17 protein-coding genes are annotated in these 14772 nt (G+C 47.2%); 10 read left to right on the top strand and 7 right to left on the bottom strand.

Annotation, left to right across the window (positions count from 1 at the left end; translation table 11 throughout):
• Positions 1–99 precede the first annotated feature (99 nt).
• From IC617_RS14595 to IC617_RS14570, 6 genes are all read left to right on the top strand, one after another.
• Positions 100–471 (top strand): hypothetical protein, encoded by a 372-nt coding sequence (locus tag IC617_RS14595; protein ID WP_191145722.1) that lies wholly within the window; start codon positions 100–102, stop codon positions 469–471.
• A gap of 113 nt (positions 472–584) precedes the next feature.
• On the top strand, positions 585–989 hold the full coding sequence (locus tag IC617_RS14590; RefSeq protein ID WP_191145721.1) for a hypothetical protein: 405 nt from the start codon (positions 585–587) through the stop codon (positions 987–989).
• A 114-nt stretch (positions 990–1103) separates the two neighbouring features.
• On the top strand, positions 1104–1676 hold the full coding sequence (locus IC617_RS14585) for a hypothetical protein (RefSeq protein ID WP_191145720.1): 573 nt from the start codon (positions 1104–1106) through the stop codon (positions 1674–1676).
• A gap of 127 nt (positions 1677–1803) precedes the next feature.
• On the top strand, positions 1804–2286 hold the full coding sequence (locus IC617_RS14580) for a DUF2846 domain-containing protein (protein WP_191145719.1): 483 nt from the start codon (positions 1804–1806) through the stop codon (positions 2284–2286).
• An 82-nt stretch (positions 2287–2368) separates the two neighbouring features.
• Positions 2369–3253 (top strand): TIR domain-containing protein, encoded by an 885-nt coding sequence (locus IC617_RS14575; RefSeq protein WP_191145718.1) that lies wholly within the window; start codon positions 2369–2371, stop codon positions 3251–3253.
• 58 nt (positions 3254–3311) lie between these two features.
• Positions 3312–3545: a DUF6429 family protein gene (locus IC617_RS14570; protein ID WP_191145717.1), complete on the top strand. Its 234-nt coding sequence runs from the start codon at positions 3312–3314 to the stop codon at positions 3543–3545.
• Between the two features lie 170 nt (positions 3546–3715).
• On the opposite strand, the gene IC617_RS14565 is transcribed toward IC617_RS14570, so the two are convergent.
• The 5 genes from IC617_RS14565 to msrP all read right to left on the bottom strand — a co-directional run bounded on the left by IC617_RS14565 (position 3716) and on the right by msrP (position 9552).
• Positions 3716–4249: a hypothetical protein gene (locus tag IC617_RS14565; protein ID WP_191145716.1), complete on the bottom strand. Its 534-nt coding sequence runs from the start codon at positions 4247–4249 to the stop codon at positions 3716–3718.
• Positions 4250–4261: 12 nt separating this feature from the next.
• The gene (locus tag IC617_RS14560) at positions 4262–6046 is read right to left on the bottom strand and encodes an OPT family oligopeptide transporter (protein ID WP_191145715.1); all 1785 of its coding nucleotides are present in this window, start codon (positions 6044–6046) and stop codon (positions 4262–4264) included.
• Positions 6047–6235: 189 nt separating this feature from the next.
• Complete coding sequence (locus IC617_RS14555; protein WP_191145714.1) at positions 6236–7825, bottom strand: ABC-F family ATPase; 1590 nt, start codon at positions 7823–7825, stop codon at positions 6236–6238.
• Positions 7826–7949: 124 nt separating this feature from the next.
• The gene (gene msrQ, locus IC617_RS14550) at positions 7950–8579 is read right to left on the bottom strand and encodes a protein-methionine-sulfoxide reductase heme-binding subunit MsrQ (protein WP_191145713.1); all 630 of its coding nucleotides are present in this window, start codon (positions 8577–8579) and stop codon (positions 7950–7952) included.
• Between the two features lie 16 nt (positions 8580–8595).
• The gene (msrP, locus tag IC617_RS14545) at positions 8596–9552 is read right to left on the bottom strand and encodes a protein-methionine-sulfoxide reductase catalytic subunit MsrP (RefSeq protein WP_191145712.1); all 957 of its coding nucleotides are present in this window, start codon (positions 9550–9552) and stop codon (positions 8596–8598) included.
• Positions 9553–9665: 113 nt separating this feature from the next.
• On the opposite strand from msrP, the gene IC617_RS14540 reads away from it, so the two are divergent.
• From IC617_RS14540 to IC617_RS14530, 3 genes are all read left to right on the top strand, one after another.
• The gene (locus IC617_RS14540) at positions 9666–10028 is read left to right on the top strand and encodes a YacL family protein (RefSeq protein WP_191145711.1); all 363 of its coding nucleotides are present in this window, start codon (positions 9666–9668) and stop codon (positions 10026–10028) included.
• Positions 10029–10287: 259 nt separating this feature from the next.
• Entirely contained in the window at positions 10288–10626 is a 339-nt protein-coding gene (glnK, locus tag IC617_RS14535; RefSeq protein WP_087507099.1) for a P-II family nitrogen regulator, read from the top strand.
• 37 nt (positions 10627–10663) lie between these two features.
• A complete protein-coding gene (locus IC617_RS14530) occupies positions 10664–11944 on the top strand; it encodes an ammonium transporter (protein WP_191145710.1) in 1281 nt (426 codons plus the stop codon).
• A 111-nt stretch (positions 11945–12055) separates the two neighbouring features.
• Here IC617_RS14530 and argR read toward each other — a convergent pair whose 3' ends face one another.
• Complete coding sequence (gene argR, locus IC617_RS14525; RefSeq protein WP_191145709.1) at positions 12056–12523, bottom strand: transcriptional regulator ArgR; 468 nt, start codon at positions 12521–12523, stop codon at positions 12056–12058.
• Positions 12524–12764: 241 nt separating this feature from the next.
• On the opposite strand from argR, the gene mdh reads away from it, so the two are divergent.
• Positions 12765–13700 (top strand): malate dehydrogenase, encoded by a 936-nt coding sequence (gene mdh / locus IC617_RS14520; RefSeq protein ID WP_191145708.1) that lies wholly within the window; start codon positions 12765–12767, stop codon positions 13698–13700.
• A 91-nt stretch (positions 13701–13791) separates the two neighbouring features.
• On the opposite strand, the gene ispB is transcribed toward mdh, so the two are convergent.
• The gene (gene ispB, locus IC617_RS14515) at positions 13792–14763 is read right to left on the bottom strand and encodes an octaprenyl diphosphate synthase (RefSeq protein ID WP_191145707.1); all 972 of its coding nucleotides are present in this window, start codon (positions 14761–14763) and stop codon (positions 13792–13794) included.
• Positions 14764–14772: the final 9 nt, after the last annotated feature.

The following is a 14772-nucleotide window of genomic DNA, read 5'->3' as shown; positions in this document are numbered from 1 at the left end:
ATGAAATATAACAAGTTAATCAAGCAAGGTGCCGCAAAAATCGCGGCACAGGACTTCGGCGCGTTGCGCCTCGCCCCTTATTAAAAGCGTTATGTTGCTATGAAAGTATTCAGTATTTTATTTGTATTATTAGCTACGAAAGCGATGGCTGGAGTGCACAACTGTCCACAATACATAGCTCCAGAAGAGGCTCGGGTTAAATGCTTTGAAAAGACGGGGCATGTTTGTCACTTTTCTCTACCAGCAGAATTGGATGGCGAGGCTCTAAATTTTGTTGCGGTCTATGGTAAGAAAGGGCTTCCGACTGATGAGTTAAACTTCTACTTTACACCCACTGTGCATATTGAAAATGGAGAGGCAAAAGGTGTTTTCTCCGCTAAAGGCAAGTGGGATTTCATCAAATTTGAAGCCAATTACAGCGATGAATTTTGTGGGCCGCACTTTACTCAAGAACTAAACCTTTTTAGGTAACGCAACATAACAAACAAAGTCAGCGGGACTTTTACTCGTTGCCTTCGGCAAAAACACTCGCAAAAGCCCCTGCTTTGGGGCGTTAGGTTTCTCTTACATAGGATGTAAAAACCATGGTCCAGAATAAATACACCCGGATCGCAATTATCGCTTTGATTGTTTCAAGCGTGCTGGGAGTATTAATTCTAGGCAGCTTGTATCAATACTTTTCACAACTGACTGATATGAGCTTTTTTAGCTTGTTTTTTGCTTTGCTGGTGCCACTCGGAGTATTAATCAATCTATTTGTTGCTTATAAAATCCATAAAGGCAGTTTTAAATTCATTAAGCTCGCATTCTGGCTTTATATCATTCAGGTGCTTGGGTTCGAGACACCTAATTACGGTTTCTCTTTTACGTTGGGTTTTAGTTTTAATATTACCTGGTCCATCTATGACGTGAGCATTATCATAAATTTATTTGCGATTCTTATGTCCATCATCCTTTATAAAGCATTGCGTAGTAATGACGAAACCTAACAAACCAATTAACACACTCGCTTCGCTCGCTCGGACGTCTACTCGCTGCGGCTTTGCCATTTTCGCAGCAAGTAGTCGCCAGTTATCGGGGCGTTATATATTTTTGGAGGTTTGGTGTTTCAAGTTCTTATCGGTGCTGTCTTTGGTTTTTTTGGAGGTTTCGTATTATTTGTTGCGATTCTCCTATCGGATATTAAATTAGATGTCTCAATTGCTACCAATATAATTATTGCCTTAGCTACAGTGATCGCAACAGTCATTCATTTCAGTTCAATTAAACAGCAGAGAAAAGATAGACTATGGGATATAAACAAACCTATATTGCTTGACTTGAGCCATACATTATCTTCTGTTATCAAGGCTTCTGAATTTTACCTGCAAGAAGAATACGCACGAAACCATATAGATGATGCACCAAAGGCAAGTGATGCTCCTGATGCTAATGTATTCAAGGCATTTAAAGAAAAACAAGAGTATGCTTTGAATGTATATAAGACGTTGATGAGCCAAGAGTTAATTTCTGCGTTAGAAAATGCAAAACGAATCAATGAAAATATAGATCACGGAGTTAATGAGTACGGCGTTGATCACATTACAGCTTATGAGGAATCTATTTCAACTAACCAAGCTTTAAAAGAAAAGCTGGATTTCTTTATAGCCAAGATGTCGGGCGTAAACGATATATAACAAGCGTATAAAGTAGCGGGACACAAAACAGTTGGCTTGTCGCTCGTTCCTCGCTAAATTTTAGCCAACTATTTTTTAGCCCCTTATGCGGGCGTTATAAGCCTATACAAAAAATGGAGAAACCATCATGAAAATCAGATTAGGTATTATGGTTGCCGTGATATTTCTATCTGGATGTGCCTCAGGACCGCAGTTTTCAGAAGTTCCTCCCAGTAAAGATTATGCGGTTTTATATGTATATCGTCCTTATCAATTTGTAGGAGGAGGTATACAGCCAGTATTGAGAATCAATGGATTAAAAATATCTAAAGTCCTGGATGGAGGCTACACAGCTGTAAAATTAGAACCTGGAAAACATAACTTAAAGCTACACAGCGCAGCAGCACTAGCACCAGAGTCAAGCCAGCCATTTTATTCTATCAACTTGAAAGTTAAAGCAAAGCAGGAATTATATTTTCGTTGGGTGAATAACCTTGAAGGTATTTATGGTGGTGTTTATGCGGACATCAGCAATGAGTATGGTTTTGTAGAGAAGAGTCAAGCTGCTGATGAAATCAAGGAAACGAAATATATAGGTAGTGAACAAAATGGTATCATCACCGGCTTATAACAAGTCAATCAAGTGGGACGCTTACGGCGCCCCTTATTGAGGCGTTAGGGCACACAATCGAGTATCATAATAGGAATAGATAATGGAAGTATTTATAAGTTGGTCAGGAGAAAAAAGCAGAAAATCGGCTGAAATTCTTCGTGATTGGCTGCCCAGTGTGATTCAAGCAGTTACACCGTATTTTACACCCAAAGACATCGATAAGGGGCAGCGCTGGTCCAATGATATTGCCGGTAAACTAGATGCATCTCAGTTTGGAATAATTTTAGTAACGCGAGATAACCTCAACGCTCCATGGATTATGTTTGAAGCCGGTGCGCTCTCAAAAAACGTAGGCTCTGCACATGTTTGCCCAATCTTATTAGACCTTAAACCAACAGATCTATCTGGCCCATTAGTTCAATTTCAGGCAACGCAATTTTCAAAAGATGATATGCGGAAGCTCGTAGGAGCAATTAACGATTCAATCGAAGATGGCTGCCTTAATGAAAAAACTCTCGACAATATATTTGAGAAATGGTGGCCTGACCTTGAGCAGGAATTAAAAGCAATTCTAAGTGAAGACGATACAGGAACAGTGCCTAGTGAGGTAAGGTCTGATCGAGACCTTCTCGAAGAAATTTTAAGGCTTGTTAGAAACAACGAATACACTAGCTTCGATACCGGTAATCGGCTATTTGATAAACTGAGTCATAAAGCCGTTAGCTACAATGAAACAACAAAAACTATAACAGTATGGTTTCGAGAAAATTCTCCATATGAAATACACCTTGATCAAATAGATTCTGGCTCACAGTTACTAGATTTTGCCCTTCAAATTAATAGAAAAGGAATATGCAAGCCTGAACATATCAAGGAATTTCTTGACTGTATTGAGCAAATTAGTGACCGATATTTCAAGAAAAATGCGCAAGGGGTGTTTTGCCCTTTTGGTAATAATAAAGACGTGAATTGGCCTGCAGATTAAAGCAGCCCTAACAAGTGACTGTGGTCTTCCGTCAAGCTAAGCAGGATTGGTGAACCTTATGGAACTAGATGAAGATAAAATCGATGAGGCAGCTTTGGCTTTACTCTCTCTTACTCTCCACGATAACTGCCGCGCATGGAAGCAACTTGATTGGGATATAACTAATCGATTGCACGGCAAAGGGCTGTTGTCTGATCCTGTCGGAAAGAGTAAGTCTGTAGTATTTACTGAGGAAGGGCTACGTCAAGCAGAGCTGGCTTTACAAAGGTTATTTGCCAAACCAAAGGACTAAGTCGTTACTCATGGCAACGAGGCACTTTATAGTCTGACTAGAGCTCTTTAGAGCAAAATGACTAACATGCTTTTGTCCAGAAATGAGTTATCTAGCCAGTCCCGCTAACAACAAAGCGACTCCTTTGAGTCGCTTTGTCAATTTTAGAGCGCTAACGTTAGCCTACTAAATTACCCCGCTTCGGCTTTTTTCCATTCTTCCAAAGCATGTTCAAATTGGCTGTGGGCTTTGGAGACGTAGGTTAACACCTCATCGACATAGCCATCGGTTGACGCTGACCACACCCGATTCAAATAACGTTCACCAGCGGCAAAGCTCGACATGATGTCGGCGTAGGCCATCAGGCCAAACAAGTGCTTCATGCTCTCGCGGCTATCGGCAAAATTATTCAAATCGTCTCGGAACATGCGGTCTATTTCAAAGCGCATTTGATAGGTGGGAACCTTATCTTTACGGCCGTCGAGTTCGCGAAGGTTGGTGAGGATGTTATTCAAGCTGGTTTCCAGTGTTTGCTTGTCGCTTGCTAACAAACTGTCATCTTGCGCTGCGGCCTTCTCACTGGATTTGAGCAGGACCAAGCCGACTACGCCAGCAATAATCACCGGAATGAAAAAAATCCAATTGATGGTTTCTTCATGCAATGACGCTAAATAGGCGCCAGCGAGAAACGAAGCGACCACGATAAATCTTGCTAAATTAATCATTTGCTTTGTCTCCTATGCTGCGCTTGCGATTTTGACCACGGCGTAACCGACGCCAACCAAGGCTTCACCAACGATTAAACCCGCGGCGATTGGAATGCCTTTGTTATCTGACCAATGGCTGCCTAGGTTGCGATCGGTGATTTCGCGGAGCAGGGTGCCAATGGCGTAGGTCAGCACAATGTTAAATGGTAGGTAGAAACCAAGGCCCACGGTAATGCCCAAGCCGCCGCTCATGGCTGACAACAAACCGCCCAATAAAGCGCCTGCGGTGTATTTTTCCGCTGGTACATCGCCACCGGTAATACCTTGAACCATGGAAGCGAGCGCTTGACCTTGAGGTGCTGGAAGCTCATCACTGCCAAGACCGAAGGCGCTGTGGAGAATGTAGATTAGTACGATGATGACAATCGGCCCCAACCATGCGCCGGCAAATTGGCCAAGCTGCTGCATACGCGGGGTGGCACCGACTAGATAGCCGGTTTTCATATCAAGCATTAAGTCAGTGGCTTGGCTCATGGCAACACAGGTTGCGGCACCAACAGTCACAGCGGCAACGATGGCGCCGGTGGTTTCCATACCGCTGGTGAGCATAATCAACAAGGTGACCGCCACTAGGGTCATGCCACTGAGTGGTGACCAGTTGGTGCGGCCGATGGCTTCAGAAAGAATAATGCCAGCCATCCAAATCCATAGCGTGCCCAGCAATCCCATGGCGATGCCACGGCCAATGCCCACTTGCTCGGCGGAGGTCCAAGCCATGATCATCAGTAGAATCGCGGCGCCAACCACAGCGAAGTACAGCAGCTTGATCGGCATCTCGTCGCGGCTCATGGCGCTTTCGACTTTGGCGCTGTTTTGCATCGACTTGATGGCCGAGCGGATCAGTGGCAGGGCGAAAATCACCCCAATCACCGCGCCACCAATCAACATGCCAATTCCGGTCGGACGAAACAGGCTGAGTCGCAAGGCTTCAGCGTCGGTGATTTTGTTGCCCGCTTCATCGACAGGCAACATGCCGGTGAGGTCTAGCATGGGGGCGAGAAAGAAATAACAAACAAAGCCACCAACGATAAAGGCAAAGCCACCGCGGCCAGCGATAAAGCCAACCCCCACGGTCATTAGCGAGGCGTAAAACACCAGATTCAGATAGGCAAAGTCATCTGGGATGCTGAGCCAATCACTGATGTATAAATCATGAATCCCCAAAGACAGCGCAATGACATGCACCACGCCGGAGAACAGCATGGCGCCAACGAGCAGCTTGGCCTTTTCGATGCCGGCGCCTGGTGATTTCAAAATGGTTGCCACGGCAACACCGCCTGGGTAGGTCAGGCGTTCGAAATCAATCATTTGCTTGCGCAGCGGAATAATGAAGGCAATCCCCAAGAAGGCACCAGCAATGGCACCGAAAGTGACAATGTATGGGTTTAATTCTGAGCCATAACCCAAGATGAAAATGGCTGGCACCGAGAACATCAAGCCTGATGATGCCCCATTCACAGCAGAGGCAACAGTTTGAGTGACGTTGTTCTCAATGATTGAGCGACGGCGCAGAATGCCGCGCAAAATACCAAAACCAAGAATGGCGGCTAGTTCCGAGCCTTCAATGGAAAAGCCTAGTTTGAGTGAGGCATAACCAATCGATATGGCGATGATCACACCAAGGAAATAGCCAACCAAAATGGCTTGTTTTGATAGTTCTGGATAAGGGCCATAACTTAGTGGCCCACTGTTATTTGATTCAGCGCCAGTCGAGGTCGGTTTCTCTACTTGGCTGTCGGTAGTTGTCTCTGACACAGTCAGTCCCTGTCGTTATTGTAGTGTCGGCATTGTTAGCCATATAAAAGTTGAAGACAATCCAAAAGGTGGCTGAGTTGGATGTTGGTTCACATCAATGGTTATCAGAGGGAATGCGACGGGGAGTTGTGTTGGAAGGAAGCTTCTGCCCCGCACTTGGGGCAGAATTTTTGATTGCAGGCTTGTGGCTTAGTCGCCTTGGCTGGCGAGAAATTCTTCGTAAGTGCCTTGGAAATCATTCAGCTTGTGATCTTTGATTTCGACAATTCGAGTTGCCAGCGACTGCACGAACTCGCGGTCGTGGCTGACGAAGATCAACGTGCCTTCATAGTGCTCCAAGGCGAGGTTCAATGCTTCAATGGATTCCATATCCAAGTGGTTGGTTGGCTCGTCCATCAACAACACATTGGGCTCTTGCATCATCAGCTTGCCAAACAGCAGGCGGTTCTTTTCGCCACCGGAGCAAACGGTGACCAGCTTTTTGTAGTCGTCGGCGGAGAATAATAAGCGGCCCAACATGGAGCGGACGATTTGGTCATCGTGCTCCGGTTTGCGCCATTGGCTCATCCAATCAAACATGTTGATTTCTTCGGCGAACTCGGCAGTGGCATCCTGTGGGCAGTAGCCCAACGCTGCATTTTCCGACCACTTAATGACCCCTTCATTGGCATTTAACTCGTCCATCAGGCAACGCAGGAAGGTGGTTTTACCGGCACCATTGTCACCAATAACCGCTAGCTTGGTGCCCGCTTCGAGGATCATCTCGCCGCCGCTAAATAAGGTTTCACCATCAAAACCATGGCCGACGTTTTCTAAGATCAACGCCTGACGATGCAGTTTCTTTTCCTGATTAAAGCGGATAAACGGGCTAACGCGACTCGATGGCTTGATATCTTCGAGCTTAATTTTATCAATCTGGCGAGCACGGGAAGTCGCTTGTTTGGCTTTCGATGCGTTGGCTGAGAAACGGCTAACAAACTGTTGCAGCTCGGCAATTTGCGCTTTTTTCTTGGCATTTTCGTTTTGCAGTTGCTCGCGGGCTAAGGTCGAAGCGCTCATGAAGTCATCGTAGTTACCTGGGTAAACACGCAACTCACCGTAGTCGATGTCGGCCATGTGAGTACACACTTCGTTGAGGAAGTGACGGTCGTGCGAGATGATGACCATGGTGCTTTTACGTTCATTCAGCACCTTTTCCAGCCAGCGAATGGTATCGATATCGAGGTTGTTGGTCGGCTCGTCTAACAGCAAAATATCAGGGTCGGCAAACAATGCCTGGGCTAAGAGCACGCGAAGTTTCCAGCCGGGAGCGACTTCGCTCATTGGGCCAAAGTGCAACGATTCGTCGATGCCGGCGCCAATCAAGATTTCGCCTGCCCGGCTTTCTGCGCTGTAACCGTCCATCTCAGCAAACTGAGTTTCTAAATCGGCGACTTTCATGCCGTCTTCTTCGGACATTTCTGGTAGCGAATAGATGCGGTCGCGCTCTTGCTTTACTTCCCATAGTTCTTTGTGGCCCATGATCACCGTATCGATCACTGAGTACTGTTCAAATGCGAACTGGTCCTGATGCAGTTTGCCGATGCGCTCATTTGGCGAAATGCTGACTGTGCCCGCGCTAGGCGCCAAGCTGCCGTCCAATATCTTCATAAAGGTTGATTTACCGCAGCCATTGGCGCCAATCAGGCCGTAGCGGTTGCCGCCGGAAAATTTAACGGAAATGTTTTCGAAAAGAGGTTCGGCACCAAACTGCATGGTGATGTTTGCGGTAGAAATCAAAGGACGTTCCTAGTTCTGCATCGATAGAGGGGGATTCAACGCGCGCACTATAGGGCCTTCATCACAAAAAATCGAGGGTGCTGGCCAAAAAACATTCACTGAGGGGTGTTAACAATGACCGTGATTACTTAAATAATTTTAACCAATTTAATAGGTTAGATCGTTTCAGGTAAAGCAATGCAGCGCCAGCAAAGGCGTAAGCAATGGCTTGGTTCCACGGGCTTTTTTGAGACCAATAGAAGTGCAGCAAGATTAGCGCGAGGGACAAATACACTAGGCTGTGGAGTTGGCTCCAGCGAGCGCCCATGGCGCGTTGAGCACGCTTGAAGGAAGTGAGTGTCAGTGCCACCAATATCAACCAGGCAATAAAACCAAAGGTGATGTAGGGGCGCCGGATAATTTCATCGATCACCTCGGCCCATTGCAACTGCCATTCAAACACTAAGAAACAAACGATGTGTAAGGTGGCATAAAACGCCACATAAAGCCCGAGTAAACGGCGGCAACGCATCAACAGTGGCGTGCGCAGTTTTTTGCTCAACAGTGACACGACCAAGGTGGCCAGCAAGCAATGGACCGCACCAATACCGTAAAAGTGGATCAGCGCTTTAACCGGATCGGCGCCCAGCGAATCGATCGCGCCAAGGTAAAAGATCCACAAGGCTGGCAGCAAACAAGCGCCATGAAGGAGGGCTTTGAACCCCATCAGTTGCGGGTGATTTTGAATAATTCGTTGCACCATCACATCAGGCATTGATTGCACCGAGCAATCAGAAAAAGTGGTTTTCTTTGATGTTCGAGTATAGCGAAGCAACTTGCTCGGCGTAGCCGTTATAGAGCTCAGTATCGCGACGTTTTTGGGCGAATAAGCCGCCGGAGCCAATGATCCGTTCACTGGCTTGCGACCAACGAGGATGGGCAACTTTGGGGTTTACATTGGCAAAGAAGCCGTACTCATTGGGCGCTAACTCACTCCAAGTGGTGCGCGGACGTTGTTCGGTGAAGGTGATGCTGACGATGGATTTAATGCTTTTAAAGCCATATTTCCACGGTACCACCAAGCGAATGGGCGCGCCGTTTTGCGGTGGTAAAGTCTTGCCGTAAAGGCCGACCGCCATCAGCGTCAAGGGGTGCATTGCTTCGGCAATGGTCAGGCCTTCCACGTAGGGGTAATTGATGCCGCCGCCGCCCCAGCGGCTGCGCTGGCCGGGCATCTGTTCCGGATCGAAAAGGGTTTCAAAGGCGACATACTTGGCTTTGCTGGTGGGTTGAAATCGTTTGAGCATGTCCGCTAGTGGGAAACCGACCCAAGGAATAACCATCGACCATGCCTCGACACACCGGAGCCGATAAATACGCTCCTCCAATGGATTCCATTTGAGAATATCTTCAAGCGTAAAGGCGCCGGTTTTTTCCGCTTCGCCACTCACTGTGACCTGCCAAGGCGACGTTTTGAAGTGTTGCGCATTCTTGATTGGGTCACCTTTGTCAGTGCCGAATTCATAGAAGTTGTTGTAACTAATTACCTTTTGCTCGGGGGTTAACGGCAAATCAGATGAATCCTTGCGGTACGTTAGCGGGTAAACCTTAGCAGCTGCTTGCGCAGGAGCAGGGAATGCCGAAAGTGCCGTCAAGGCCGCCGCGCCTTTCATTAACTGGCGCCGGTTCAGGTAAAGCTGTTCGTCGGTTACCTGTGCTTCTGAAAGGGAAGGGGGCCGCTGTTTCATTGTTTTGTCACTCTTTAGTCCACTAATCACAAAGACCGAGGCAACGAGATAAAAGTTTCACCTCGCGATACGCTATCATTACTAACGGCACTATTAACCAGAATGATCAGCAAATGGACTACGAGTTCTTTTTTGACCCGATTGACGGTCGCCCCATCGCTAAAGTCAGTGAACCACAAAGCGCATTTGGTACTTGGTTGACCGAAGAAATAGGCAATAATTCGAAACAAATTGATGCGATTCTTCAGCAATTGAGCGATCCCATTGCCGACTGGCGGGAGCATGGTCGAGAGTGGACCGTTGAGCGCGACGGCGACGCGATTTTGCTGGCGCACCATAGCATGACAACTGCCGATGAGATGCCCTTATCTGGTGAAGATGATATTCGCGATGATTATCAAAGCTTGTCAGCAGAAGCTGGGCCTGAAGATTTCGAAAAACTGATAACTGCTTGGTTTCACCATATTTCTTCCTGAACTAGAGCTGCTTTTTTGAAAAATCAAAAAGGCGGCTGCACGATCTTAGTGCTGCATCAACAATAAATGTGATTACTTCCCATTGCTGTACTTTTTTGGTGCGACAGGTGGGATCAATCTGGTGCATTAGCCCTCCTTTGTTTCTCCAAAATGTCTCTTTTTTTGTCTAAGCTGCTGAATTTAATGGTTTTGTTTCATTGTGGCATGATGCTTGTTAATTAATCCCCGAACTATAAATAAATACCCGAGGGAGTACGCGATGAAACTTGTGACTGCAATCATCAAGCCGTTCAAGCTGGATGATGTCAGAGAAGCAATCTCAGAAGTCGGCATTGAAGGCCTGACTGTGACTGAGGTGAAAGGTTTTGGTCGTCAGAAAGGCCATACCGAATTATACCGTGGCGCTGAATACCAAGTAGATTTCTTGCCAAAAGTGAAGCTTGAAATTGCCACTAACGACGACAACGTTGAGCGCTTGGTCGAAGCAATCAGCAAGGCGGCATATACCGGCAAAATCGGTGACGGCAAATTGTTCGTCTACGACTTAGAACAAGCTGTACGGATCCGTACAGGCGAGGCCGATGCAGAAGCCCTTTAAGGCCTGCAGTCCAGTCTGACAATTCCGGGAGAAAATAATGGACAACTTGAATTACATTTTTGAATTGCAGTACGCAATTGATACTTTTTACTTTCTAATCTGTGGTGCACTTGTTTGGTGGATGGCTGCTGGTTTTGCCATGCTTGAAGCAGGTCTGGTTCGCTCTAAGAACACCACTGAAATCCTGACCAAAAACGTCGCCTTGTTTGCGATCGCTTGTACCATGTACCTGATCTGTGGTTATCAGTTCATGTATGACGGCGGTTACTTCTTGTCTGGCGTGACCACTGTTGCTGGCATGGACGATGCGGCAGTTGCTGCTGTTCTGGCTTCTTCTCATGAATCAGGCTTCGGCGACATGGGTGAGTATGCTGGTGCTTCTGACTTCTTCTTCCAGGTGGTATTCGTAGCAACGTCTATGTCTATCGTATCTGGTGCGGTTGCTGAGCGTATGAAGCTGTTCGCTTTCTTGGCATTCGCAGTTGTCATGACTGGTTTCATCTACCCAATCGAAGGTGGTTGGACTTGGGGTGGAAAGTCAGTATTCGGTCTATATGAACTGAGCTTCTCTGACTACGCTGGTTCAGGCATCGTTCACTTGGCGGGTGCTGCTGCTGCATTGGCTGGTGTCTTGTTGCTGGGTGCTCGTAAAGGCAAATACGGTCCTAACGGTGAAGTTCGTGCGATTCCAGGTGCAAACCTGCCATTAGCTGCACTGGGTACTTTCATCCTGTGGATGGGTTGGTTCGGCTTCAACGGTGGTTCTACTCTGAAACTGGGTGGTATCGCAGTTGCTAACGAAGTTGCAAACGTATTCCTGAACACCAACGCCGCTGCTGCTGGTGGTGCGATTGCTGCTCTGATTGTTGCTAAGATTCTGTTCAAGAAAGCTGATTTGACCATGATCTTGAACGGCGCGTTGGCCGGTCTGGTTGCGATTACTGCAGAGCCTGCTGACCCAACACCATTGCTGTCTACGCTGATTGGTGCTGCTGGTGGTGCCTTGGTTGTGTTCTCAATTATCACTCTTGATAAGCTGAAAATTGATGATCCAGTTGGTGCGATCTCTGTTCACGGTGTGGTTGGTATCTGGGGTATCTTCGCGGTACTGCTGTCTGACGCTGACGCGACCTTCATGGGCCAGCTGGTTGGTACACTGACTATCTTCGTTTGGGTATTCGTATCTAGCTTGATTGTTTGGTCAATCATCAAAGCAGTGATGGGTATTCGTGTTACTGAAGAAGAAGAGTACGCCGGTACTGACGTTACCGATTGTGGCTTGGAAGCTTACCCAGAGTTTGGCGTAAGCAACAAATAATCACGATTTCAAATCAAACTAAAAACCGGAGCCTTGTGCTCCGGTTTTTTATGCAGTTTTCACAGCGATTAAGACTAAGGTCTAAATTGTATCGTCGTTACATTTTGCGCACTATGCGCTGTAGCCAAATAAGTTGCGTACTGATTTGATCGTTGATTCCACTCCCGCAGCTTTGGTCGGGGTAATGAAGATGGTATCATCGCCGGCGATTGTGCCCAGAATACCCTCGGCCTTGCCGATTGAGTCAAGCAAGCGGGCAATTAACTGAGCAGCACCAGGGCTGGTGCGAATGACAATCATAAAGTCGTTGTGATCAATGTCGATTACAAGGTTTTTTAACGGGCTTGAGGTGGTTGGAACGCCTAATTCAGCAGGTAAGCAATAGACCATTTCTTGTTTTGCATTGCGGGTTCGGACGGCTCCGAACTTTGACAGCATGCGCGAAACTTTGGATTGGTTGACGTTGCTAAAGCCTTGATCTTTTAGAGCGTTAACTATCTCTCCTTGTGAGCCGAATCGCTCTTGTTTGAGTAGATTATGAAATGCTTTGATTAAAGCATCTTGCTGACTGGATTGCATAACTTGCCCCTAATTTGTTATGCAGTCATTGTGCATAAATTTGCAAAATTGGGCAAACTTATGCGGCTCGGATTGCTCATTATGTGTGTTGCATTTGCTTTACGACTCGACATTGCGTGGTAATAAGCAGAACTGTGCTTTGATTTCGCACAACTTATTTACCCGTTTTTGGGTGCAGGCTATTGTAACGACGCAATAAAAATACCCTACACAATCTAAAATCCTAATTAGGAGAATAATTATGAAAGTTGCTGTACTTGGCGCCGCTGGCGGAATCGGTCAAGCATTGTCCCTTCTGCTAAAAACCCAATTACCAGCAGGCACTGATCTTGCCCTGTACGATATTGCTCCGGTTACTCCTGGTGTAGCCAAAGATCTCAGCCACATCCCAACGGCTGTATCAATTGAAGGTTATGGCAAGGACGATTTAGGCAAAGCGCTTGAAGGTGCAGACATTGTCCTGATCCCAGCTGGTGTGCCTCGTAAGCCTGGTATGGACCGTGCCGATTTGTTCAACGTGAACGCGGGTGTCGTTAAGCACCTTGCTGAGCAAATCGCCGATGTTTGTCCAACTGCATGTGTTGGTATTATCACTAACCCAGTGAACACCACCGTGGCGATTGCTGCAGAAGTGTTCAAAGCCAAAGGCTGCTACAACAAGAATAAACTGTTCGGCGTGACCACGCTGGACGTGATCCGCGCTGAAACCTTTATTGCTGAAGCCAAAGGGCTGAACCCTGCTGATGTTAAAATCAACGTCATTGGCGGCCACAGCGGCGTAACTATCCTGCCTTTGTTGAGCCAATTAGGTCTGGATTTCTCTGATGAAGAAATCGCTGCAATGACTCACCGTATCCAGAACGCTGGTACTGAAGTGGTTGAGGCGAAAGCTGGTGGCGGTTCTGCAACTCTTTCTATGGGTCAAGCAGCTGCACGTTTCTGCCTGAGCTTGGTGAAAGCATTGAATGGCGAAGAAGGTGTCGTTGAGTGCACTTATGTCGATGGTGGCTCTGAGCACGCTGAACTATTTGCACAGCCAGTTAAGCTAGGCAAAAACGGCGTTGAAGAAGTATTGCCATACGGCGAAATCAGCGCTTACGAGCAAGCGGCTCTTGACGGCATGTTGGACACCCTCAAAGGTGATATCGCTAAAGGTGTCGAGTTCGTTAACGGCTAAGCGTTAATCTTTGGCATTAAAAAACGGACCTGATGGTCCGTTTTTGCGTTATGGGCCGCTATCTATTTGATGACTACCTAGTGTCGAGAGATTAGTGATCCCGCTCCACTGCAATGTTGGCTAGGCCAATTAGCGCTTGCTTGAAGTCAGAATCAGCAATGTTTGCTAATGCCGCAATTGCTTTATCGGCTTCTTGCTCTGCCTTTTGACGGGCGTAATCCAATGAGCCAACTCGCGCCATCGTCGCTTGAATGGCGGCCAGATGCGGCAAGCCATTGGCATTGATAATGGCGTCTTCAATTAACGCAGTCTCTTGCTCGTTGCCGTTATGCATGGCGTGAAGCAGCGGCAAGGTTGGTTTGCCTTCAGCTAAATCATCACCGGCATTCTTGCCCATGGTGTCAGCATCAGCGGTGTAATCGAGAACATCATCGATCAATTGGAAGGCGGTGCCTAAGTGTTTCCCGTAATCAAGCATGGCTTGCTCAATATCTGGTGTTTGGTTAGTGATCACGGCGGCTAAACGTGTTGCTGCTTCAAACAGCTTGGCGGTCTTACAGTAAATCACCTGGAAGTAGCTGTCTTCGTCAACCTCGGCATCATTGACATTCATTAACTGCAGCACTTCGCCCTCGGCAATTCGATTGGTGGCATCTGACAAAATGTCCATGACCTTCATGTCATCGAACAACACCATCATTTGGAATGCGCGGGTATAAAGGAAGTCGCCGACCAAGACACTGGCTTGATTACCGAACAGTGCATTGGCCGTTTCTCGGCCGCGACGCATGGTGGACTCGTCGACCACATCATCATGCAATAGGGTGGCGGTATGGATAAATTCAATCAAGGCCGCCAAACGGACATGATGTTCGCCCTGGTAGCCGAGCGCTCTTGCTGCGAGCACTGTCATCAGTGGTCGCAACCGTTTGCCACCGCTGCTGACGATATAAAAACCAAGCTGATTAATGAGCGCGACGTCGGAGGTAAGCTGTTCACCAATGAGTTGATTAACCGCTTCCATGTCTTGCTTTGCGAGTTGTTGAATTTGGTCCAGTGTCATCTGAGTTGC

The organism is Neiella litorisoli, assembly GCF_014773395.1.
GTDB lineage: Bacteria > Pseudomonadota > Gammaproteobacteria > Enterobacterales > Neiellaceae > Neiella > Neiella litorisoli.
Note: the sequence above shows the minus strand (reverse complement) of the source record. Positions and strands in the feature narration are given on the sequence as shown.

What these genes read in the sequence shown, in the direction of transcription:
- ispB (WP_191145707.1), bottom strand. Translation starts at nt 14,763, where the DNA reads ATGACACTGGACCAAATTCAACAACTCGCAAAGCAAGACATGGAAGCG.
- IC617_RS14575 (WP_191145718.1), top strand. Translation starts at nt 2,369, where the DNA reads ATGGAAGTATTTATAAGTTGGTCAGGAGAAAAAAGCAGAAAATCGGCT.
- IC617_RS14570 (WP_191145717.1), top strand. Translation starts at nt 3,312, where the DNA reads ATGGAACTAGATGAAGATAAAATCGATGAGGCAGCTTTGGCTTTACTC.
- IC617_RS14540 (WP_191145711.1), top strand. Translation starts at nt 9,666, where the DNA reads ATGGACTACGAGTTCTTTTTTGACCCGATTGACGGTCGCCCCATCGCT.
- msrP (WP_191145712.1), bottom strand. Translation starts at nt 9,552, where the DNA reads ATGAAACAGCGGCCCCCTTCCCTTTCAGAAGCACAGGTAACCGACGAA.
- IC617_RS14530 (WP_191145710.1), top strand. Translation starts at nt 10,664, where the DNA reads ATGGACAACTTGAATTACATTTTTGAATTGCAGTACGCAATTGATACT.
- IC617_RS14595 (WP_191145722.1), top strand. Translation starts at nt 100, where the DNA reads ATGAAAGTATTCAGTATTTTATTTGTATTATTAGCTACGAAAGCGATG.
- IC617_RS14565 (WP_191145716.1), bottom strand. Translation starts at nt 4,249, where the DNA reads ATGATTAATTTAGCAAGATTTATCGTGGTCGCTTCGTTTCTCGCTGGC.
- IC617_RS14590 (WP_191145721.1), top strand. Translation starts at nt 585, where the DNA reads ATGGTCCAGAATAAATACACCCGGATCGCAATTATCGCTTTGATTGTT.
- msrQ (WP_191145713.1), bottom strand. Translation starts at nt 8,579, where the DNA reads ATGCCTGATGTGATGGTGCAACGAATTATTCAAAATCACCCGCAACTG.
- argR (WP_191145709.1), bottom strand. Translation starts at nt 12,523, where the DNA reads ATGCAATCCAGTCAGCAAGATGCTTTAATCAAAGCATTTCATAATCTA.
- IC617_RS14580 (WP_191145719.1), top strand. Translation starts at nt 1,804, where the DNA reads ATGAAAATCAGATTAGGTATTATGGTTGCCGTGATATTTCTATCTGGA.
- glnK (WP_087507099.1), top strand. Translation starts at nt 10,288, where the DNA reads ATGAAACTTGTGACTGCAATCATCAAGCCGTTCAAGCTGGATGATGTC.
- mdh (WP_191145708.1), top strand. Translation starts at nt 12,765, where the DNA reads ATGAAAGTTGCTGTACTTGGCGCCGCTGGCGGAATCGGTCAAGCATTG.